Consider the following 19,592-nt stretch of genomic DNA (forward strand, 5'->3'; position numbering starts at 1 on the left):
GCCGAGCGCCAGCAGGGCCGCGCCGAGTCCGCCGGCCGCCCCGGCCCCGGTCTCGGCGCTGATGTCACCGCCGGCGAGTTCGGTGAGCACCCGGTTCCACTCGGCCATGCGATGTTCGAGCCGGACCAGCGCGGCGGCGTCGGCGCCCTTCTGCGGGCCGAACACGGCGATCGCGCCGAGCGGCCCGAGCAGCGGGTTCTCCACATCGGAGGCGGCCACCACGTCGATGCCCGCACACCGCTCGAGGGCGCGCTCGGGTCCGCCGAGCGCCTCGATCAGGCCGCGACCCCCGTCATTGGAGGCGCTGCCGCCGAGCCCGACGACGACCGAGGCGACCCCGGCGCGCAGTGCGGCGTCGACGAGCATCCCGACACCGGTGGTGTCGGCGGTCTGGGCGGTGCGCGGGGTGGGGCCGCCGCCGAGCTGATGCAGTCCGCATGCCTGCGCGCATTCGACGTAGCCGACGAGGTGGTCGGGATCGCGGTCGTCGAGCAGCCACCGCGCGGTGACCGACGCACCGAGCGGGCCGGGCACGGTCTCGGTGTGCACCTGCCCGAACCGGCCGGCGAGGACGTCGACGAACCCCGGTCCGCCATCGGACTGCGGTGCGTGCACCACCTCGTCGTCGGGGCGCGACGCCGACCATCCGGTCGCGATCGCGTCGGCGGCCTCGACCGCGGTCAGGGTGTTACCGAACGAATCCGGTGCGATCAGGACGCGCATCGCCACTCCTGTGCAACGGTGTGAACTCCGGGGGACGCCATGCGGGCAAAGTATAGGGAGGTCGACGCGGGACGGCAGCGCGGAATCGCCTAGGCTCGAAGGCGTGAAGCTGCCATGGAAGAAGGACGAATCCCCGGCCGACGCCGCGGGTGAGACGTCCGCCGACGATGCGTCGATCGAGGACGCTGCCGACACCACCGACGAGTCCGGGCGGGGCAGCGCCTATACCCCCGGAAAGGGACGTCCGACCCCGTCGCGCCGCCAGTCGCAGGGCCGCAAGCGTGGCCCGGTGACACCGCCGCCGACCACGCGCGCCGAGGCCCGCGCCCGCAAGAAAGAGCTCAAGAGCTCGATGTCCAAGGAGGACAAGCGCAAGCTGAGCGCCGATCGTCGCTCCCAGCGGCTCGAGCAGCGGGAACGCATGATGGCCGGCGAGGAGAAGTACCTCATGCCGCGCGACAAGGGCGAGGTGCGGCGCTATGCCCGCGACATCGTCGACTCGCGCCGCAACTTCGCCGGACTGTTCATGCCGTTCGCGATCGTGCTGATCGTGGTGATGTTCCTGCCGTCGATCGCGGCGTACTCGACCTTGCTGCTGCTGGCCTTCGTGGTCCTGATGGCGATCGACGGCGTGATCCTCGGGCGTCTCGTGAACAGCCGTGTGCGCGAGCGTTTCCCGGACACCACCGACACCGGGATCAAGCTGGGCTGGTACTCCTTCACGCGTGCCATGCAGCTGCGCAAGATGCGCGCCCCGGCCCCGCAGGTCGCCGCGGGCGACGAAGTCTGACCGGCGATGACCACACGCGGGCATCGGACGCTGATCCTCGGCGGGGTGCGATCGGGGAAATCCGATCACGGTGAAGATCTTCTGCGCGCACACGCTTCGGTGCGGTATCTGGCCACCGGCCCGACGCTGACCACCGACACCGAGTGGACGGCGCGGGTCGAGCGGCATCGCGCACGCCGCGGTGACCGGTACACGACTGTGGAGACCACCGCACTCGCCGACGAGCTTCGCGCACACAGGGATACGGCGACGCTCGTCGACGATCTGGGCAACTGGCTGGCGGCACGTCTCGACGCCACCGACGCGTGGTCGGCCGAGACCGTCGACCGAGCCGGCGAGAACGCCGAGTTGTGTTCGGCGATCGGCGGTTTCGATGGCGACCTGGTGCTGATCAGCCCCGAGGTGGGGCTCGCGCCGGTACCGCCGACGCCGGCGGGTCGGCTGTTCCAGGATCAGCTCGGGGTGCTCAACGCGGCGGTCGCCGCGGTCTGCGACCGGGTCCTGCTGGTGGTGGCCGGGCGCGTGATCGACCTGTCCGACGCCGCGGTCGTGACGCCGCGGCCGTCGACCACCGGGGACCGCATGGCCACCGGCTCCTCCGTGACACCGACGGGCAGCACCGAACCGGTTGCCGCACAAACCGTCTCCCCTGGGTCTGCCGCTCCCTCGGTCCCCGCCGCCCCGATTCCGGTCCCGGTGGCCACACCGTCTGCGCCGGTCGACCTGCCGACCGGCGTGGTCCGCGTCGAGGCCGACGGCCCCGGTGACCGGCCACGTCCCGATCCCACCGACGCCGAGGTGTTCGGTCCGATCGATCCCCCCGACGAGGCGATCGCCGACGAGGCCCGTGCCCGTCAGCTCACCCTGACCAAGCCGGCCGGCTCCCTGGGCCGGCTCGAAGAGCTCGGCGTGTGGATCTCGGCCTGCCAAGGGGTGTGCCCGCCGCGTCCGATCACCGCGCCGACCGTCGTGGTGTTCGCCGGTGACCACGGCGTCGCCCGCTCCGGTGTCTCGGCGTTTCCGCCGGAGGTCACCGTGCAGATGGTCGCCAACATCGCCGAGGGCGGAGCGGCGGTCAACGTGCTCGCCGCCCGCTCGGGTGCGCGGGTGCGTGTGGTGGACATGGCCGTCGACGCCGACACCCCACCGCAGTTCGGTACCTACAAGGTGCGTCGCGGCAGCGGAGACCTGCGCGTCACCGACGCCCTCACCGTCGACGAGGCGCGGCAGGCCATCGCGGCCGGCCGGGCCATCGCCGACGACCTGATCGACGCCGGCGCCGACCTGCTGATCCCGGGTGACCTCGGGATCGGCAACACCACGCCGTCGGCCGTCATCGTCGGCACCCTCGCACGCCGCGAACCGGTCGAGGTGGTCGGCCGCGGCACCGGCATCGACGATCTCGGCTGGATGCGCAAGACCGCCGCGATCCGTGACGGCATGCGTCGCGCCCGCCCGCATCGCAACGATCCGCTGCGCCTGCTGGCCGCGGTCGGTGGTGCCGATCTCGCGGCGATGGCCGGCTATCTCGCCCAGGCCGCCGTTCGTAAGACCCCGGCGATCCTCGACGGCGTGGTGGTCACCGCGGCCGCGCTGATCGCCGCCGAGCTCGCGCCGGGCGCCACCCGCTGGTGGCTGGCCGGACACCGGTCGGCCGAGCCGGCCCATTCGATCGCCCTGGAGTACCTCGACCTCGAACCCGTCGTCGAGTTCTCGATGCGGCTCGGTGAGGGCACCGGCGCGCTGGCCGCGTTGCCTGCGGTGATGAGTGCGGTGGACGTGCTGACGTCGATGTCGACCTTCGGTGAGGCCGGGGTCAGCGAGAAGCCCGCCCCCGACGACGAACCCGCCGAGGCGCCCGCCTGATCATGGCCGTCTCGCCGCGTCCGGTGGCCGTCGCGCTTTCCTGGTTGACCGTTGTCCCGATCCCCCGCCGGCTCACCGACGGGGAGTTCGACCGGGCCCTCGGCGGCCGGGTGATGGCGGCCGTACCCGTTGTCGGCGCATTTCTGGGAACCGTTGCGGCACTGGCCGCATGGGGACTGTCTGCGACGAATCTGCCCGGTGCGCTGGCCGGCGTGCTGGTGGTGATCCTGCTCGCGGTGGGCACCCGCGGGATGCATGTCGACGGGGTCGCCGACACCGCCGACGGTCTGGGCTGTTACGGCCCACCCGAACGGGTCACCGAGGTGATGCGGTCGGGCAGCGTCGGGCCGTTCGGTGCGGCGACCGTCGCCGCGATCCTCGCCGTCGACGCCCTGGGATTCGCCGCGCTCGCCGGCGCACACCGATGGCCGGAACTGGGTCTGGCCGTCGCACTGGGCCGCGTCGCCGCGGTGGTCGCGGCCCGGTGGACCCTCTCCCCCGCCCACACCGACGGATTCGGCGCACTCGTCGTCGGCACCCAGAAGGCGTCGGTGGCGGTGTGGACGGTGACGGCCGCGCTCGCCGCCGGACTTGTCGGCGGCCTCGGCGCGAACGACTGGTTCGACACCGCCGGCACGATCCGGGCCGTCGCGGTGACCGTCGTCGTCATCGCGGCGACGTGGCTGTTCACCCGTCATTGCGCGCGACGGATGGGGGGGATCACCGGCGACGTCATCGGCGCCGCGATCGAACTCGGAACGGCGATCGCCGTGATCGGTGTGCTCGTCTGAGCCCGATCACGGCGATCCCGGTCTTCCCCGCTCGGGCGCTCGCCGGCAGACGGTGAGCGCCCGAGCGGGTAGGGTGATCAGAACCCCTGGGGCACGACGGCAGTGAAGATCGTCTTGAAGTGCAGGTAGGCGAAGATCGCCTCCGCACCCAACTCGAACCCGACACCGGAGTCCTTGCGGCCACCGAACGGCGCCCCGATGTCGAAGTTAGCGATGTTGAAGTTCACCGTGCCAGTGTCGAGACGTCGTGCGACGTCGAGTCCGGCGGCCTCGTTCTCCGTGAACACCCCGCCCGAGAGTCCGTAGCGGGAATCGTTGGCGAGTGCGATACCCACCTCCGGACCACCGTCGTACTTCGTGATGGAGACGGCCGGGCCGAACAACTCGTCCCGGAACATCGTCATCTCCGGGGTGACGTCGACGAAGACCGTGGGGTCCACGTAGAAGCCGATGCCCTCGCGCCGCCCGCCACCGACGGTCACCGTCGCTCCCTCGTCACGGGCGACGTCGTAGTAGCGCTGCACCGACTCCTGGTGGGCGCGGCTGACCATCGGACCGACCACGGTCTGCGGATCGAGCGGCTCACCCACCTGCCAGGACGCGACGGTCTCGGTGACCGCCTCGACGACGTCGGGGTAGATCGATGACGGCACGATCAACCGGCTGTTGTTGGTGCACGTCTGACCGTTGTTGGCGAAACTCAGCTCGTGCAGGTTCTCGATCAGCGTGTCGATCGAGGCGTCCTCGAGCAGCACCGCCGCCGACTTGCCGCCCAGTTCGAGGGTGACCGCCTTGAGGTTCTGGCCGGCCAGACCACCGATCCGCCGGCCCACCGGAGTAGAACCGGTGAACGCGACCTTCGACACGCCGGGGTGCACCACGAGGTGATCGCCGCTCGCGTGATCGCACGGCACGATGTTGAGCACGCCGGCGGGCAGACCCGCTTCCTCGGCCGCCTCCGCGATGAGGAACGAGTTCAAGGCGGTGAGCGTGGCCGGCTTGACCACCGCCGTGCAGCCTGCGGCCAGCGCGGGGGCCAGCTTGAAGAACAGGGTGCTCAGCGGATAGTTCCACGGCGCGATCATGGCGACCACACCGATCGGCTCACGCCGCACGAGCGAATGCCCGACACCCGCCGGACGCAGATCCTCGACCGGCGTCGCCTCGATCACATCGGCGTAGAACCGCAGGAGGTTGGCTGCGGTCTCGGCGTTGGCGCCCCGGGCACGGCCGAACGGTGTGCCCACCTCGCGGGCGATCAGCTCGCCGAGCGCGTCGGCACGACGATCGATGGCCCCGGCGAAGCGGCGCATCACTGCACCGCGTTCGGCGGGTCCGTACGAACCCCAGCCCTGTCGATCGCCGAGCGCCGCGGTGGCCGCGGTCACCGCGGCATCGATCTCGGCACGACCGCCGGGCAGGTACGACCCGATCGGGAGTTCAGTGGCCGAATCGACGATCTCCTGCGGATCGGTGCCGGCGGGCGTCACCCACCTGCCGCCGATGTACAGCTCCCGCCGATCGGTTCGGCGCGGGGCCTCCGTCACCGTGCTTCCCATGTGCCCACTCCTTCCCAAGCGGCTGTGCCGCAGACGTCGTCGGATTCCACTACGAGGGTGTCAGCCATGTGCGACCACACCCCGCAGGTTCTTGCCCGCGCGCAGATCGGCGAATCCGTCGTTGATGTCGTCGAGCCGGTAGGTGGCCGAGACGAGCTCGTCCAGATTGATCCGGCCCTGGCGGTAGAGGTCGAGGATGATCGGCACCTCGTGACGCGGATTGCACGATCCGTAGATGGTGCCGCGGATCGTCTGCTCGCGGAACACGATCTGGGTTCCCGGCAGATGCACGTTGGGCTCGAAGACATCCTGCGACATCCCGGCGAGCACGAGCCGTCCACGCGTGCCCAGCATCTCGTAGGCCGAGGTCACCACGGCCTGGGTGGTGTTGCCGGTGCACACGATCACCACGTCGGCACCACCGGCGACGGGGTTCACCGACCACAGGTACTCGGCCGCCTTGGCCGGGCTGTCGAACTCGGCGGTCGAGCCGAACCGCTTGGCGAACTCCAGCTTCGCCGGGTTCACGTCGACCATCACGATGTGGGCGGCACCGGCGAACCGTGCGCCCTGCGCCGCATTGATCCCGACGCCGCCGGCACCGACCACCACGACCGTGTCACCGACGCGGACCTCCGCGGCGTGGACGGCGGCTCCCCATCCGGTGAGGACACCGCAGCTGACCACCGCGACGACGTCGAGCGGGATCTCGGGGTCGACCTTGATCACCGTCTTGGCCGAGACCACCGAGTGCCGCGCGAAGGTGCCCAGTCCACAGTTCGCCGGAATGGTGTTGCCGTCCAACGAGAACCGGAACGTGTCGGGATCGGCCGAGCCCGGGCTGTTCGCGGCGCTGGCGCACAGGTTGGAATGCCCCGACACACACCAGTCGCAGCGGCCACACGTCGGGATGAACGACGCGGCGACGTGGTCGCCCACCGCCAGACCGGTCACCCCCTCGCCGATCTCACGGATGATGCCCGCGCCCTCGTGACCGCCGACGGCGGGCAGGTCGCCCAATCCCCCGTGCCGGAGGTGTTCGTCGGAGAAGCAGAGACCCGCATGGGTGAACTCCACCAGCACCTCCCCGAACCGCGGTGGTGCCAGATCGATCTCGGCGACCTTCCAGTCCTCTCCGGGGGCGAGCATCACTGCTGCTCGGGTCTTCATGTGTCTCCTCACTTCGTGCCGACGAGCTCGGTGTCGGGCTCGTCGGATCCCAGGGTGCGGTCATCGGTGTCGGCAGTCGGCGATGCGGGCGGGAACAGCTTGGTGAGCACCCAGAACCCGATGACACCGGTCAGGAAGGCGACCGCCCAGTTATAGTCGAACAGCGGTTTGAGGAACGTGATGAGACCGTCCTCGGGGAACGGTCCCCCGGCATCGGGAGCCGAGTACGCCCCGCCCACCGATGCCACGATGGCGAGCAACAGCACCGTGATCGCACGCCAGTTGAATCCGCGGTGGTACTCATAGCGTCCACCGCGCAGGTACAGCTCGTCGACGTGCAGTGTGCGGCGCCGGATCAGCCAGTACTCGGTCACCAGGATGCCCGCGACCGAACCGAGGAAGGACCCGGTCACTCCCAGCCAGGTGAAGATGTAGAGGTTGGGATTACCCAACAGGTTCCACGGCTGCATGAGAATCGCGATGACGCCGGTGATCAGACCGCCCAGCTTGAAGGTCACCCGACGCGGGAACGCATTCGAGAAGTCGTAGGCGGGTCCGACGGTGTTGGCCGCGACGTTCACCGCCACGGTCGCCACGATGATGCACACCAGGCTGAACAGGACGGCGAAGGCGTTGGGGATCAGGCCGACGAGTTCCACCGGGTCCCAGATCCGTTTGCCCCAGACCGCGGCGGTGGCCGAGGTGGTGAGGGCACCGATGGTGGTGAACAGCACCACCGTCGGGGTCAGCCCGACGGTCTGACCGACGATCTGCGCCTTCTGGCTCTTGGCGAACCGGGTGAAGTCGGAGATGTTGACCGACATCGTCGCGTAGAAGGCGATCATCCCCATCAGTGCGCCCGGAAACACCGTCCAAAACTCGTGACCCCATCCGAGTTCGGAACGGGCCGAGGCCATTTCACCAAGGCCGCCGGCCTTGCTCATCACCCAGAACATCAGGATCGCGGCCACGATCAGGATCAGCGGTGCGGCGACGTTCTCGAGCCTGCGGATCGATTCGATTCCACGCAGCACCAGGCCCATCTGGATCAGCCAGAAGAACGCGAAGGACACCCACAACGTCCACGGGTGTCCCTCGAACGCGGCGGCGTCCTTCCACCAGGAACCGAGGAAGACACTGCACAGCGTGTAGATCGCCTGGCCGCCCACCCAGGTCTGGATACCGAACCATCCGCATGCGGTGATGGCCCGGATGAGAGCGGGGATGTTGGCGCCGAGAACGCCGAATGCACTGCGCGCGAACACCGGGAAGGGGATCCCGTACTTCGCGCCGGCGTGACTGTTGAGCAACAGCGGGATCATCACGATCAGATTGCCCAGGCCGATGATGCCGACCGCCTGCACCCAGCTCATGCCCATGTCGATCAGGCCGCTGGCGAGATAGTAGGTCGGGATGCCGTGCGCGATGCTCATCCAGAGCGCCGCATAGTTGTATGCGTGCCAGGTTCGCTTCGCGAACGGGACCGGCGCGAGGTCGTCGTTGTAGAGCGGGCTACGCTCGATATCCGGTGTCGGAATCAGCTCGACCCGACCCTGTTCGTCGTCGGAGATGGCCATGTCTTGTCCTTACAGGGGAAAGATCGGCCGGGGCAGCCGCCTGCACGCGTCTGCCCCGGCCGGTTCACAATTCGGTGAGCGCGCCGTAGAGCTCGGGTCGCCGGTCGCGGAAGAAGGGTCGCTTCATCCGCGTGGCATGAAGTGCTTCGAGGTCGATCTCGGCGACGGCGACACCTTCGGCGCCGTCTGAGACCTGTGCCAGTACCGACCCGTCGGGTCCGTACACGGCGCTGAGCCCGAAGTAGTCCTTCGTCTGTTCGAGACCGACCCGGTTCGAACAGACGACGTAGAGCTGGTTGAACACCGCGTGGGCGCGGAGTTCGAGTTGGAAGACCTCTTTCATCGGTGCCGAGGCCGATGCCACCGGCACGCAGAGCACCTCGGCCCCGTCGAGCGCCGCGGTACGCGACAACTCGGGGAAATGGCGCTCGTAACAGATGATCGTCCCGACCCGGAGATCACCGGTGCCGACCGCCCGGGGCGCACGCGCACCCGGCCGGAAGTAGTACTTCTCCGGGAAGCCGTTGGAGAACGGGAGATGCGACTTGCGGTACTCGTCGACCTTGCTCCCATTCACGAAGGTGACCGCGGTGTTGTGGAACACACCGGGAACGTCGGTGCCCTCGAATACCGACGAGACGACGGTGATGCCGTGTTTCGCCGACATCTCCGCGGCCATCGTGTTGGACGGTCCGTCGAGGCGTTCGGCGTAGCGGATGTAGCCCGGGTCGGGTTCGGGCTGCACGAACGGGATCGCGAAGAACTCCGGCAACAGCACGAGCTTCGCCCCCTCGGCCGCGGCCTCGGAGATCAGTTCGGCTGCCCGCGCGATGGTCTCGTCGCGGTGTTCCCGCGCGCGCAGTTGGACCGCTGCGACCTTCACCGTTGTCATGTGGTTCGCTCCTACTTCTGCAGGGCCCGCGTGATGCGGGTCAGGGTCTGTTCGTGGTCACCGTGGGTCGAGATCACCGGGACCCGCACCCCGGCGTGGTGATACTCGTAGAGCTTGTCGACCACCGTCTGGGTGGACCCGCACGCGGTGACGTTCTGCACCAGGCTGTTGGGGACCAGTGCCATCGCCTTGCGAATGTCGGCCTTGGTGGCCGGCCACCCGGCGACCTCCTGAATCCGGTCCACGAGTTCACGTTCCACACCGCAGTGGGCAGCGATGTGCGGCTGCTGCATGAGGTACAGGGTCAGGAACGCCTTGCAGTGATCGATGGCCTCCTGCGGATCGGAGTCATCGACGCTGCATGCGACGATCTGGGTCAGATCGATCGCCTCGACACCGTCGGAGCGCTTGGCGACACCCCGGTCGATCGCGGCCTTGGCGCCCTCCAGGTAGGACGGCGGCAGCAAAAAGTCCATGTGCACACCGTCGGTGATCTCGCCCGACAGTTCCAGCATCTTCGGTCCCACCGCACCGACGTAGACCGGCACCGGAACCGGCTTGTTCTCCCGGTACATACTGTCGAAGCGCACACCGTCGACCGAGACGAACTCGCCGTCGAAGCTCACGGTCTCGTTGGCGAACAACTGCTTGAGTACGGTGATGTACTCACGCATCGACGCCAGTGGTTTGCGCAACGGCGTACCCACCTTGGACGCCAACGGTTCCCACCATGCCCCGATGCCGAGGATGATGCGGCCGGGGGCCACCTCGTCGAGCGTCTTGAAGGTCACCGCCATCAGTGCGACGTTGCGGCTCTTGTTGTTCACCACGCCGGTGCCGATCCGGATGCGGTCGGTGCGTTCGGCGACGATCGCCATCGGCACGATGCCGTCGCGCGCCATCCGCCCCTCGGCGACCCAGAAGGAGTCGAATCCGTTCTGGTCGGCGAACTCGGCGGCCGCGTAGATCTCCGGCAGAGTCATCCGGTCACCGACGTGAATTCCCAATGGCAGCTTCATCTCTCCGACTTCCTTCGGGATGGGACGGGGGTACCGCTCGCCGTGCGCGCGAGGTAGCGGCCCGGCCCCGGGTCCGCGGCCTCCACGCCGTCGTCGAGCAGGTGGCGTCCCCGACTGAACACATGGACGGGCATCCCGGTCACCCGCATGCCCTCGTACAGGTTGTAGTCGGTGCGCGAATGGCTGGTCGCCGCGCGCACGATGTGATCCGCCTCCGGGTCCCAGACGACGATGTCGGCGTCGGCGCCGACCGACACGGTGCCCTTCTGCGGGTAGAGCCCGAACAGCTTGGCCGGGCTCGCGGCCATGAGGTCGACGAAGCGGCACGGGTCGATCCGACCGCCCACCACACCGAGCTCCCAGATCACCTTGAGCCGGTCCTCGAGCCCGGGAACACCGTTGGGCGTCTTCGGGAAGTAGCCCGGTGACCGCAGTTTCTGCGGGGGCAGGTCATCGGGCTGGGCCATGCAGAATGCCGCATGGTCGGTCGCCACCGTCGACAGCGCACCGGCTGCGAGGTGGGTCCACAACGCGTCCTGGTTGCTGCGCTCGCGGATCGGCGGTGAGCAGATGTATCCCGCTGCGGCGTCGCCGAGACCCTCGTAGTCCTCGTAGGCGGTGGCGAGATACTGCGGGCAGGTCTCCCCCCAGACGCGAGCACCTCGCGCCCGGGCCTGGGCCAGCTCGGTGGCCGCCTGCGCGCTGGACACGTGCACCACATACAGCGGAGCGTCGACCGCGGTGGCGAGCACGATCGCCCGGTGCACCGCCTCGGCCTCCTGCTCGTGACCGTGCGCCTGCAGGTGGTAGTGCTCCTGCGTGTGCCCGGCCGCAATCAGCAGGTCGGTGTCCCGCGAGACCATGTGACCGTTCTCGGCATGGACCAGGGAGAGTACGCCGAGCTCACGCGCGAGGTCCATGCCGGCGAGCAGTTCCCCGTCGTCGAGCATCTGCGCCGCATACGCCATGAAGAACTTCCAGCTCGTCACGCCCCGCTCGGCGGTCAGCCGACGCAGATCGTCGTGCACGTCGGCCTGCTGAGAGGTCGGCGGCACGATCGCGTGCAGACCGAAGTCGATGATGCTCTTGGCCTCTGCGGTCGCCTGACGCTCGACGAAGGTCTCCCACAGCGTGTTGCCCGGCGCCTTCTTGACGAAGTCGAGGAAGGTGGTGGTGCCGCCGTGGACGGCTGCCCGCGAACCGGTCGCGAAATCGTCGGAGGTCTGGGTGGTGAAGGCGTCGATCGGATACTCGAGATGAGTGTGGGCGTCGATGCCACCCGGCATCACCAGCTTTCCGCGGGCGTCGATCTCCTGATCGGCCTGCCACCGGCGGCCGACGCCGATCCCCACGATGATCTCGCCGTCCACGAGCACGTCGGCGGTGATCTGGCCTTCGGCGTTCACGATGGTGCCGCCGGTGATGAGAGTTGTCGTCATCGAATCGCGCTCAGCCCTCGTAGTAGGAGTCGGCGATGGTCAGGACGTCGTCGAGGATGCCCAAGGCGTGGTCGATCTCATCGGCGGTGATCACCAGCGGCGGGGTGAGCCGCACGATGCTGTTGTTGGCCGACAGGAACAGGCCCCGTTCCATCGCCGCCTTCACCAGCCTGCTCATCGGCAGTGCGGCGTCGCCGACTGCGTTGAACGGTGTCAGCGGACGGCGGGACCGACGGTCGACCACCAGCTCGAGACCGTAGAACAGGCCGCGCCCACGGATCTCACCGATCGACGAATGGGTCTGCTCCAGCCGCCGCAGTCCGGCGTCGAGTCGTTCGCCCTGCAGTCTGGCGTTCGCGACCACACCCTCGTCCTCCATGATCTCGAGCGACGCGAGCCCCGAGGCACACGCCAGCGGATGCCCGGCGTAGGTGAGACCGCCCCAGAACTTGTTGTTGCGCAACCAGTCCGAGATCGACGCCGACACCGTCACCGCTCCGAGCGGCACGTAACCCGAGTTCAGTCCCTTCGCGGTGACCAGGATGTCGGGCACCACGCCCCAGTGGTCGCAGGCGAAAAGCTCACCGGTGCGCCCGAATCCGGCCATCACCTCATCGAAGATCAAGAGGATGCCGTACTTGTCGCACACGTCGCGGATCGACTGCAGGTAGCCCTCGCCCGGATAGATCAGTCCGTTGGTGCCGGTGACCGGCTCGAGGATGACCGCGGCCACCTCGTACGGGTTCTCGTACTGCAGGATCTCCTCGAGATGCGGACCACCGGTACATACCGGACAGGGATCGGGATGCCCCGCGGGACAACGGTAGGTGTAGGGGTCGAACATCCGCACCACACCCGGGACCGCAGGCTCTGCCGCCCAGCGTCGCGGGTCGCCGGTCAGTGACATCGCCCCGGCCGTCGCACCGTGATAGGAGCGGTAGCGGGCGACGATCTTCTGCCTGCCGGTCACATGCCGGGCCAGTCGCACCGCGTTCTCGTTGCCGGCCGCGCCACCGGTGGTGAAGAAGGACATCGTCAGGTCACCGGGAGTGATCTGGGCCAGCTTGGCGGCCAGCTTGGCGCGCGAGGACTCGGCGAAACCCGGTCCGACATAACACAACCGGTCGGCCTGTTCCTTGATGGCCGCCACCAGCCGGGGATGCTGGTGACCGAGATTCATGTTGACGAGCTGGGACTGGAAGTCCAGGTAGCGCTTACCCTCGGAGTCCCAGAACCATGAACCCTTGGCTCCGGAGATGAGCTTCGCGTTCGGTCCGCTCTGCTTGGACCAGGAGTGGATGACGTATTCGCGGTCGGCGCTGCGGATCTCGTCGCCGCTCCACACCGCGGACGTCGTGGCGACCAACGTCATTTGACCGCGACCTCCACCGGGGCCTCGGCACCGAAGACGGCCAGTCGCGCCAGCGGACGGCCGCTGTTGGCGGCCACACATCCGACGATGATCTCGTCGGCCCGCGGGGCGTCCTCGATACGGAAGGTCACAGTCTGGTGGTGCGACCGGGTCTTGGCGTCGGTCTTGTGCTTGAGGGGGACGTCGATGGACGAGCCGAAGGCACCCACCTTCTCCGCGGCGGGGAGCAGTTCGGTACCGCCCGCGGCCTCGCGGAAGACGTTGCCGAACCGGAGGTTGTGGATCAGCGCCGATCCGTGTTCGACCTCGCCGCCCAGGCCGACCAGCGCGACCTTGCCGAACGCCTCGACGTCATCGTCGAGCAGACGTACGCACTCTGGGCCGAGCAGTCGCCCGATGGGTTCACCGAGCTCGTCGGCGATGCTCACCAGATCAGCGATATAGCCTGCGCCGAAGGGGTTCGCGATCACGGCTGCGGCGATCGCCACCCGATGCGGCGAGGCGAGCGGGCGGCCGTTCTCGACAAAGAGCTCCTCAACGTGCCGGACGATCTTCCTGACCTGAAGTTCCACCGAAATACTCCTCCTGTTTGGTGATTCAGCAAGTAAACCATCGGTTCAAACCCTCCGCAACCGATTCGCGGCCGCCGACCGCTCCCAACCCGACGCACCGCAGAGGAACGTCGCGCAGCCACGACCACGACCGGTCGGCACAGCGCTCGGACGGCTCGTTCACCAGCGCGAATACAGACGGCGCGCAGCCAGATAACTCACTGGGGTGGAATCGCTCACGGCGGCCGAGACACCTCCGAGCCGCCTCCACACCTGCGACCATCGCCCGCCCCGACTTATCACCGCCAGACCGACGCCGAGGCCACCGAGGGCCAGTTTTCGACTTCTATGGTTCGTTGAACGAACCGTCGGATCGGTCAATCAGCTCGGCTACCGCGCTGGAAGATGCGGATATCCCGTCGCCCGACCCACTGGGACTGTCCCGTTGCTGCCGTCGAGCACACGTGACAGCCGGTCGGCCGCATCGCGCAGGACCTCTGCCGCCTTCTCCAGTTCGGCATCTCCGAGCCGGTATGCCGGCCCACTGGCCCACAACGCGTACGGGACCTCGCCACCGACGTGCACGGGCACGGCCACCGCGCTGAGCTCGTCCTCCAGCTCGCTGCGCGACACCGCGTACCCGCGCTCACGAATCCCGGCGAGCTCGGCGCGGAAGTCGTCGAAGGTCCGAAACCGCGACACCGGCGGGGTCCGCGACTCCCGTTCGAAGTCCTCGCGGACCACCTCCGGATCGCTGAAGGCGAGCATCACCCGGCCGGTCGACGTCCGCCAGCCCGACAGTGAGCGCGGAACACGGCGCGCGGCATGGCCGATAAAGTGCGGTCCCTGGGCCTCGGCAATCACGATCACCGAGGCGCCACTGAGCTGGTCGATCCCCGCAGTCTCACGGGTGAGGGTGGCGATTTCGCGGAGGAGGTCGAGGGTGAACCGGGTGACCGACTCCTCGTTCACCAAGCCGGTCGTCATGAACGTCATGGCCAGCGACAACCGGTAACGCTTTGTCTCGGAATCGCTTTCGAGCCAGCCCTCGTTCTCAAGCGTGGATAGCACCCGGAAACAGGTCGCCTTGGAGATCCCCGTCTCGCGGGCCACGCTCGACAAACCGATCCCGCCCGGATGTGCGGCGACCACACGGACAACAGCCACCGTCTTCTGGACCAACGCCGAATCCCCAGCCATGCCAACCTCCTCGAGTCGGTTGATGCTACCCAGACGGTCGGCTCGTCGGCGAACCGCCGTGCCCGGACATATGCAGCGAATCTGGCCGGAAACGACTCGGCGGCAACCGGATCGACATCGATGCCGATCACGATTGCCGCCGGGAAACGACGAGGCTGTGGGTCAGGGCCGGTACAGCTCGGTCATCCAGCCGTGGGTGTCGGCGAACTTGCCGCGCTGGATGCCGGTGAGGGTGTCGCGTAGCGCGAGGGTGACCTCGCCCGGGGTACCGTCACCGATGGCGTAGTCCTCGGTGTCGCTCTTCACCTGACCGACCGGGGTGATCACCGCGGCGGTGCCACAGGCGAAGACCTCGGTGATGTCGCCGGAGGCGACGCCCTTGCGCAGCTCCTCGGTGCTGATCTTGCGCTCCTCGACCGCGAATCCGGCGTCGGTGGCCAGCATCAGCAGCGACTCCCGGGTGATGCCCGGCAGCAACGAACCGGTGAGTTCCGGGGTCACCAGGCGGGCGTCGGCACCCGACCCGAAGACGAAGAACAGGTTCATGCCGCCCATCTCCTCGATGTAGCGACGCTCGAGTGCATCGAGCCAGACCACCTGGTCACAGCCCTTCTCGGTGGCCTGCGCCTGCGCGAGGAAGGAGGCGGCGTAGTTGCCGCCGCACTTGGCGAAGCCGGTGCCGCCGGGGACCGCACGCACGTACTCGGTGCACAGCCACACGCTGACCGGCTTGATGCCACCGGAGAAGTAGGCACCGGCGGGCGAGGCGATCACCGAGTAGCGGTACTCCGACGACGGTGCGTTGACACCGAGACCGGCCTGCGAGGCGAACATGAACGGCCGCAGGTAGAGCGACGACTCGCCGCCGGCCTCCGGAACCCACGCGTTGTCGGCGGCGAGCAGGGCCTTGAGGGAATTGAGGAAGTCCTCGACCGGCAGGGCCGGCATGGCCAGACGTGCGGCCGACTGCTGCATCCGCAGGCCGTTGGCCTCGGGACGGAACGCGGCGATCGAACCGTCGGCCTGACGGTAGGCCTTGAGTCCCTCGAAGACCTCCTGGCCGTAGTGCAGCACCATCGCCGACGGATCGAGTGCGATCGGGCCGTAGGGAGTGACCTGCGCGTTGTGCCATCCACGCGTTACGTCGTAGTCCACCAGCACCATGTTGTCGGTGAAATGCTTGCCGAAACCGGGCGCGGCGAGGATCTCGGCACGCTGCGATTCCGACACCGGATGGGGATGCTCGGTGCGGGTGAACTGCAAGGTCATGAGGTGATCCTACCGCCGGGCCGATCGGCCCCTGCTCCGACGTCGCATCAGCGCCGGGGTGTCACACGTGCGACTCGACGAACGGCGGCAGGACCACCTCACACGGCAGCGCGCGTCCACGGACGTCGACGACCACCTCCGAGCCCTTCGTGATCCCGGACGCGGTGTCGATGAGCGCCAACGCGATTCCCTGCTTGAGGGTCGGCGAGAAGGTGCCCGAGGTGCACACGCCGACGGTCGCGCCGTCGGCGGTGCGGACCTCGCAGTCGGCGCGCGGCACACCACGGCCGGTGGCACGCAGTCCGTAGAGCCGGCGCGCCGGGCCGCTCTGCTTCTCGGCCAGCAGGGCGTCGCGGCCGAAGAACGCGGGCTTGTCCCAGCCCACCGCCCAGCCGCTGCGGGCCTGGTTGGGGGTGATGTCGGTCGACAGTTCGTGACCGTGCAGGGCGTAGCCCATCTCGGTGCGCAGGGTGTCGCGGGCGCCGAGTCCGGCCGGCTGCCCGCCGAAGGCCCGCACCTGCTCGAGCAATGCGTCGAACACCGGTCCGGCGTCGGCCCAGCGGGGCAGCACCTCGAAGCCCTTCTCCCCGGTGTAGCCGGTACGGCACACCCGCACCGGGAACGTGGTGTCCCCCGCGGTGAGGTCGGCGTCGGCGAAGGCCATGTACTCCATGTCGGTGGGCAGGCCGACGGCGGCGAGCACGTCCGCGCTCTTGGGGCCCTGCACCGCGAACACCGCGTACTCACGGTGCTGATCGGTGATCGTGATGCCGTCGGGGGCCACCGCCGCCAAGGCCGCCACCACCGTGGCGGTGTTGGCCGCGTTGGGGACCAGAAACACCTCCTCGTCGCCCACCAGGTAGGTGATCAGGTCGTCGATGACACCGCCGGACTCGTTGCAGCACAACGTGTACTGCGCCTTGCCGGGACGGATCTTGGCGAGGTCGGCGGTGAGGGTGGCGTTGATGAACTCCGCCGCGCCCGCACCGGCGACCAGCGCCTTGCCGAGGTGGCTGACGTCGAAGATGCCGACCGCCTCGCGCACCGCGGTGTGCTCGGCGACGGTTCCGGCGTAGGAGACGGGCATGTCCCATCCGCCGAAGGCGGCGAAACTCGCTCCGAGGGCGGCATGACGATCGGCGATGGGGCCGGCGAGAAGCTCACTCATGGGCCTCAACCTACCTCTCCGCCCACCGGCGCCGCGGGCGAGGCGAGTGCCCGTGTCGGGGCCCCGCACCCCCGGCGCACCCCGACACCGGAATCCCCGGATTCCGCGCACACCGACCGGCGGTGTTCGCGCACCGCCAGACCGCACTCACCCACCACCCGGCGCCGCGGCCATAAGATGGCCCAGGTGAGCAAGAACGAGAGCGCCGATCGCACGCGCGGACCCCAGATCACCCTGTCCACCTCACTCGATTCCGCTGACGAGGCCCTCGTCGTCGGGCTCATCGCCGCGGCGCCGGATTCCGACGACGCACCCACCCTGCTGCTGGCCGCCGACGTCCTCGACGACGCACAGGCCGCCGCGATCAGCGGGGCGCTGGTGGCGGTCGGGGCCGGCGGATCGCACGGCGAGGTCACCCGGATCGCCGCACCGGAGTCCCTCGGGGTGTCGGTGGTGGTGGCCGTGGGTCTCGGTGACGAGGCCGCCGTCGACGACGCCGAGAAGGTGCGTCAGGCGGCCGGCGTGGTGGCTCGTGAACTCGACGGGTTCAGCACCGTCGCCACCACCCTGGCGGCGGCCGCACTCGCCCCGGCGGTCGAGGGACTGTTCCTCGGCGCCTACCGGTTCGACGAGTTCCGCTCGGCCAAGTCCGAGCCGAAGAAGTTGCCGCCCACCACGATCCACCTGCTCGCCGACGACACGGGCAAAGCCGTCAAGGCAGACCTCGCCCATGCGGTGGCCGTGGCCGACGCCGTGGCGATCGCCCGCGACTTCGTCAACACCCCGCCGAGCCACCTCTACCCGGAGGAGTTCGCCGAGCGTGCCCGGGCACTGGGCGCCAAGGCCGGCCTGAAGGTGGAGATCCTCGACTTCGCGTCGCTGGAGAAGGAGGGCTACGGCGGCATCGTCGGCGTCGGCAAGGGCAGCTCGCGGCTGCCTCGGCTGGTGCGCCTGACCCATGCGGGCAAGAAGTCGGCCAAGAAGGTCGCCCTCGTCGGCAAGGGCATCACCTTCGACACCGGCGGCATCTCGATCAAGCCCGCCGCCAACATGGACCAGATGACCTCCGACATGGGTGGTGCGGCCGCGGTGATCGCCTCCACCATCCTGGCCTCGCGCCTGGAGCTCGAGGTCACCGTGACCGCGACCGTCCCGATGGCCGAGAACATGCCGTCGGGGACCGCGCAGCGTCCCGGTGACGTGCTCACCCAGTACGGCGGCACCACCGTCGAGGTGCTCAACACCGACGCCGAGGGCCGCCTGGTACTCGCCGACGCGATCGTGCGGGCCTGCGAGGACGAGCCGGACTACCTGATCGACACCGCCACCCTGACCGGTGCGCAGATGGTGGCACTGGGCACCCGCACCCCCGGGGTGATGGGCACCGACGAGTTCCGCGACCGGGTGGCGGCGCTGTCGGCGGAGGTCGGCGAGAACGCCTGGCCGATGCCGCTGCCGGCCGAGCTGCGCTCGGACCTCAAGTCGCGGGTGGCCGATCTCGCCAACGTCACCAATCACCGCTGGGGCGGCATGCTCTCGGCCGGGCTGTTCCTCAAGGAGTTCGTCGCCGACGGCGTCGAGTGGGCACATGTCGACATCGCCGGTCCGGCGTTCAATTCGGGCGGTCCGTGGGGTTACACCCCCAAGGGTGGTACGGGCGTACCGGTCCGAACCATCGCCCGCGTCCTCGAGGACATCGCCGCCAACGGCTGACCGCCGACGCTTTTCCCACACACGACACGTCGCCCGGGGCGGCTACGGGTAAGGTTTTGCCGTGGGTACGCGGCCAACCCGTCGCACGCCCCGGGACCCACGGCGCACACACCGTCCACCCGCACGTCCCACCCGCACGTCGAAGACCCACACGTCGAGTTCAGGAGCTAACAGCAATGGCCTTCTCCGTCCAGATGCCCGCCCTAGGTGAAAGCGTCACCGAAGGGACAGTCACACGGTGGCTGAAGGAGGAGGGCGACACCGTAGAGGTCGACGAGCCCCTGCTCGAGGTGTCCACCGACAAGGTCGACACCGAGATCCCGTCCCCCGCGGCCGGCGTCCTCGTGAAGATCGTCGCCCAGGAAGACGACGTCGTCGAGATCGGTGGCGAGCTCGGTGTGATCGGCGACGCCGGTGAGGCTCCCGCCGAGACCCCCGCCCCCGCCGCAGAACCAGCCGCAGAACCCGCCGCAGAGGCCCCGGCCGCAGCCGC

At 68.7% G+C, this 19,592-nt stretch carries 17 protein-coding genes; 5 read left to right on the forward strand and 12 right to left on the reverse strand.

What is annotated here, in order from left to right; translation table 11 throughout:
* Nucleotides 1-723, reverse strand: a 723-nt coding sequence (locus tag GD1_RS20605; protein ID WP_059039375.1) for a glycerate kinase, incomplete at its 3' end; no start/stop codon positions are given.
* Nucleotides 724-826: 103 nt separating this feature from the next.
* Here GD1_RS20605 and GD1_RS20610 point away from each other — a divergent pair.
* Genes GD1_RS20610 through GD1_RS20620 form a run of 3 tightly spaced genes read left to right on the forward strand, consistent with a single transcriptional unit; the run spans nucleotide 827 to nucleotide 4,170 of the window.
* Complete coding sequence (locus GD1_RS20610) at nucleotides 827-1,513, forward strand: DUF3043 domain-containing protein (protein ID WP_053777387.1); 687 nt, start codon at nucleotides 827-829, stop codon at nucleotides 1,511-1,513.
* A 6-nt stretch (nucleotides 1,514-1,519) separates the two neighbouring features.
* Nucleotides 1,520-3,379 (forward strand): nicotinate-nucleotide--dimethylbenzimidazole phosphoribosyltransferase, encoded by a 1,860-nt coding sequence (cobT, locus tag GD1_RS20615; RefSeq protein WP_059039376.1) that lies wholly within the window; start codon nucleotides 1,520-1,522, stop codon nucleotides 3,377-3,379.
* A 2-nt stretch (nucleotides 3,380-3,381) separates the two neighbouring features.
* Nucleotides 3,382-4,170 (forward strand): adenosylcobinamide-GDP ribazoletransferase, encoded by a 789-nt coding sequence (locus tag GD1_RS20620; protein ID WP_059039377.1) that lies wholly within the window; start codon nucleotides 3,382-3,384, stop codon nucleotides 4,168-4,170.
* A 77-nt stretch (nucleotides 4,171-4,247) separates the two neighbouring features.
* Here the strand turns inward: GD1_RS20620 and GD1_RS20625 are convergent, their stop codons facing one another.
* The 11 genes from GD1_RS20625 to gcvT form a co-directional block, all read right to left on the reverse strand.
* Nucleotides 4,248-5,729, reverse strand: a complete 1,482-nt coding sequence (locus GD1_RS20625; protein WP_059039378.1) for an aldehyde dehydrogenase family protein — start codon at nucleotides 5,727-5,729, stop codon at nucleotides 4,248-4,250.
* A 60-nt stretch (nucleotides 5,730-5,789) separates the two neighbouring features.
* A complete protein-coding gene (locus tag GD1_RS20630; protein WP_083534543.1) occupies nucleotides 5,790-6,899 on the reverse strand; it encodes an alcohol dehydrogenase catalytic domain-containing protein in 1,110 nt (369 codons plus the stop codon).
* 8 nt (nucleotides 6,900-6,907) lie between these two features.
* Nucleotides 6,908-8,476 (reverse strand): NCS1 family nucleobase:cation symporter-1, encoded by a 1,569-nt coding sequence (locus GD1_RS20635; RefSeq protein ID WP_083534545.1) that lies wholly within the window; start codon nucleotides 8,474-8,476, stop codon nucleotides 6,908-6,910.
* Nucleotides 8,477-8,540: 64 nt separating this feature from the next.
* On the reverse strand, nucleotides 8,541-9,368 hold the full coding sequence (locus GD1_RS20640; RefSeq protein WP_202926898.1) for a carbon-nitrogen hydrolase family protein: 828 nt from the start codon (nucleotides 9,366-9,368) through the stop codon (nucleotides 8,541-8,543).
* Nucleotides 9,369-9,379: 11 nt separating this feature from the next.
* Entirely contained in the window at nucleotides 9,380-10,387 is a 1,008-nt protein-coding gene (locus tag GD1_RS20645; RefSeq protein ID WP_059039381.1) for an LLM class flavin-dependent oxidoreductase, read from the reverse strand.
* Nucleotides 10,384-11,826 (reverse strand): dihydropyrimidinase, encoded by a 1,443-nt coding sequence (gene hydA, locus GD1_RS20650; protein ID WP_059039382.1) that lies wholly within the window; start codon nucleotides 11,824-11,826, stop codon nucleotides 10,384-10,386. The genes GD1_RS20645 and hydA overlap by 4 nt, the downstream gene beginning before the upstream one ends.
* A 10-nt stretch (nucleotides 11,827-11,836) precedes the next feature.
* Nucleotides 11,837-13,198 (reverse strand): aminotransferase class III-fold pyridoxal phosphate-dependent enzyme, encoded by a 1,362-nt coding sequence (locus GD1_RS20655; protein WP_059039383.1) that lies wholly within the window; start codon nucleotides 13,196-13,198, stop codon nucleotides 11,837-11,839.
* Nucleotides 13,195-13,770: an amino acid synthesis family protein gene (locus tag GD1_RS20660; RefSeq protein WP_059039384.1), complete on the reverse strand. Its 576-nt coding sequence runs from the start codon at nucleotides 13,768-13,770 to the stop codon at nucleotides 13,195-13,197. The genes GD1_RS20655 and GD1_RS20660 overlap by 4 nt, the downstream gene beginning before the upstream one ends.
* Nucleotides 13,771-14,139: 369 nt before the next feature.
* Nucleotides 14,140-14,949: an IclR family transcriptional regulator gene (locus GD1_RS20665; RefSeq protein WP_059039385.1), complete on the reverse strand. Its 810-nt coding sequence runs from the start codon at nucleotides 14,947-14,949 to the stop codon at nucleotides 14,140-14,142.
* Between the two features lie 162 nt (nucleotides 14,950-15,111).
* Complete coding sequence (locus tag GD1_RS20670; RefSeq protein WP_059039386.1) at nucleotides 15,112-16,218, reverse strand: branched-chain amino acid aminotransferase; 1,107 nt, start codon at nucleotides 16,216-16,218, stop codon at nucleotides 15,112-15,114.
* Nucleotides 16,219-16,279: 61 nt separating this feature from the next.
* Nucleotides 16,280-17,386, reverse strand: a complete 1,107-nt coding sequence (gcvT, locus tag GD1_RS20675) for a glycine cleavage system aminomethyltransferase GcvT (RefSeq protein ID WP_059039387.1) — start codon at nucleotides 17,384-17,386, stop codon at nucleotides 16,280-16,282.
* A 186-nt stretch (nucleotides 17,387-17,572) separates the two neighbouring features.
* Here gcvT and GD1_RS20680 point away from each other — a divergent pair, with 186 nt between their 5' ends.
* A complete protein-coding gene (locus GD1_RS20680) occupies nucleotides 17,573-19,099 on the forward strand; it encodes a leucyl aminopeptidase (RefSeq protein WP_059039388.1) in 1,527 nt (508 codons plus the stop codon).
* A gap of 176 nt (nucleotides 19,100-19,275) precedes the next feature.
* A partial coding sequence (locus tag GD1_RS20685) for a biotin/lipoyl-containing protein (RefSeq protein ID WP_305798033.1) occupies nucleotides 19,276-19,592 on the forward strand: 317 nt, incomplete at its 3' end.

The sequence above is a fragment of the Gordonia desulfuricans NBRC 100010 genome (assembly GCF_001485495.1).
Taxonomy (GTDB): domain Bacteria; phylum Actinomycetota; class Actinomycetes; order Mycobacteriales; family Mycobacteriaceae; genus Gordonia; species Gordonia desulfuricans.

Bases quoted from the DNA above. Each gene is read 5' to 3' on its own strand.
- cobT (WP_059039376.1), top strand. From the start codon at position 1,520: ATGACCACACGCGGGCATCGGACGCTGATCCTCGGCGGGGTGCGATCG.
- GD1_RS20620 (WP_059039377.1), top strand. From the start codon at position 3,382: ATGGCCGTCTCGCCGCGTCCGGTGGCCGTCGCGCTTTCCTGGTTGACC.
- GD1_RS20625 (WP_059039378.1), bottom strand. From the start codon at position 5,729: ATGGGAAGCACGGTGACGGAGGCCCCGCGCCGAACCGATCGGCGGGAG.
- GD1_RS20630 (WP_083534543.1), bottom strand. From the start codon at position 6,899: ATGAAGACCCGAGCAGCAGTGATGCTCGCCCCCGGAGAGGACTGGAAG.
- GD1_RS20635 (WP_083534545.1), bottom strand. From the start codon at position 8,476: ATGGCCATCTCCGACGACGAACAGGGTCGGGTCGAGCTGATTCCGACA.
- GD1_RS20640 (WP_202926898.1), bottom strand. From the start codon at position 9,368: ATGACAACGGTGAAGGTCGCAGCGGTCCAACTGCGCGCGCGGGAACAC.
- GD1_RS20645 (WP_059039381.1), bottom strand. From the start codon at position 10,387: ATGAAGCTGCCATTGGGAATTCACGTCGGTGACCGGATGACTCTGCCG.
- hydA (WP_059039382.1), bottom strand. From the start codon at position 11,826: ATGACGACAACTCTCATCACCGGCGGCACCATCGTGAACGCCGAAGGC.
- GD1_RS20655 (WP_059039383.1), bottom strand. From the start codon at position 13,198: ATGACGTTGGTCGCCACGACGTCCGCGGTGTGGAGCGGCGACGAGATC.
- GD1_RS20665 (WP_059039385.1), bottom strand. From the start codon at position 14,949: ATGGCTGGGGATTCGGCGTTGGTCCAGAAGACGGTGGCTGTTGTCCGT.
- GD1_RS20670 (WP_059039386.1), bottom strand. From the start codon at position 16,218: ATGACCTTGCAGTTCACCCGCACCGAGCATCCCCATCCGGTGTCGGAA.
- gcvT (WP_059039387.1), bottom strand. From the start codon at position 17,386: ATGAGTGAGCTTCTCGCCGGCCCCATCGCCGATCGTCATGCCGCCCTC.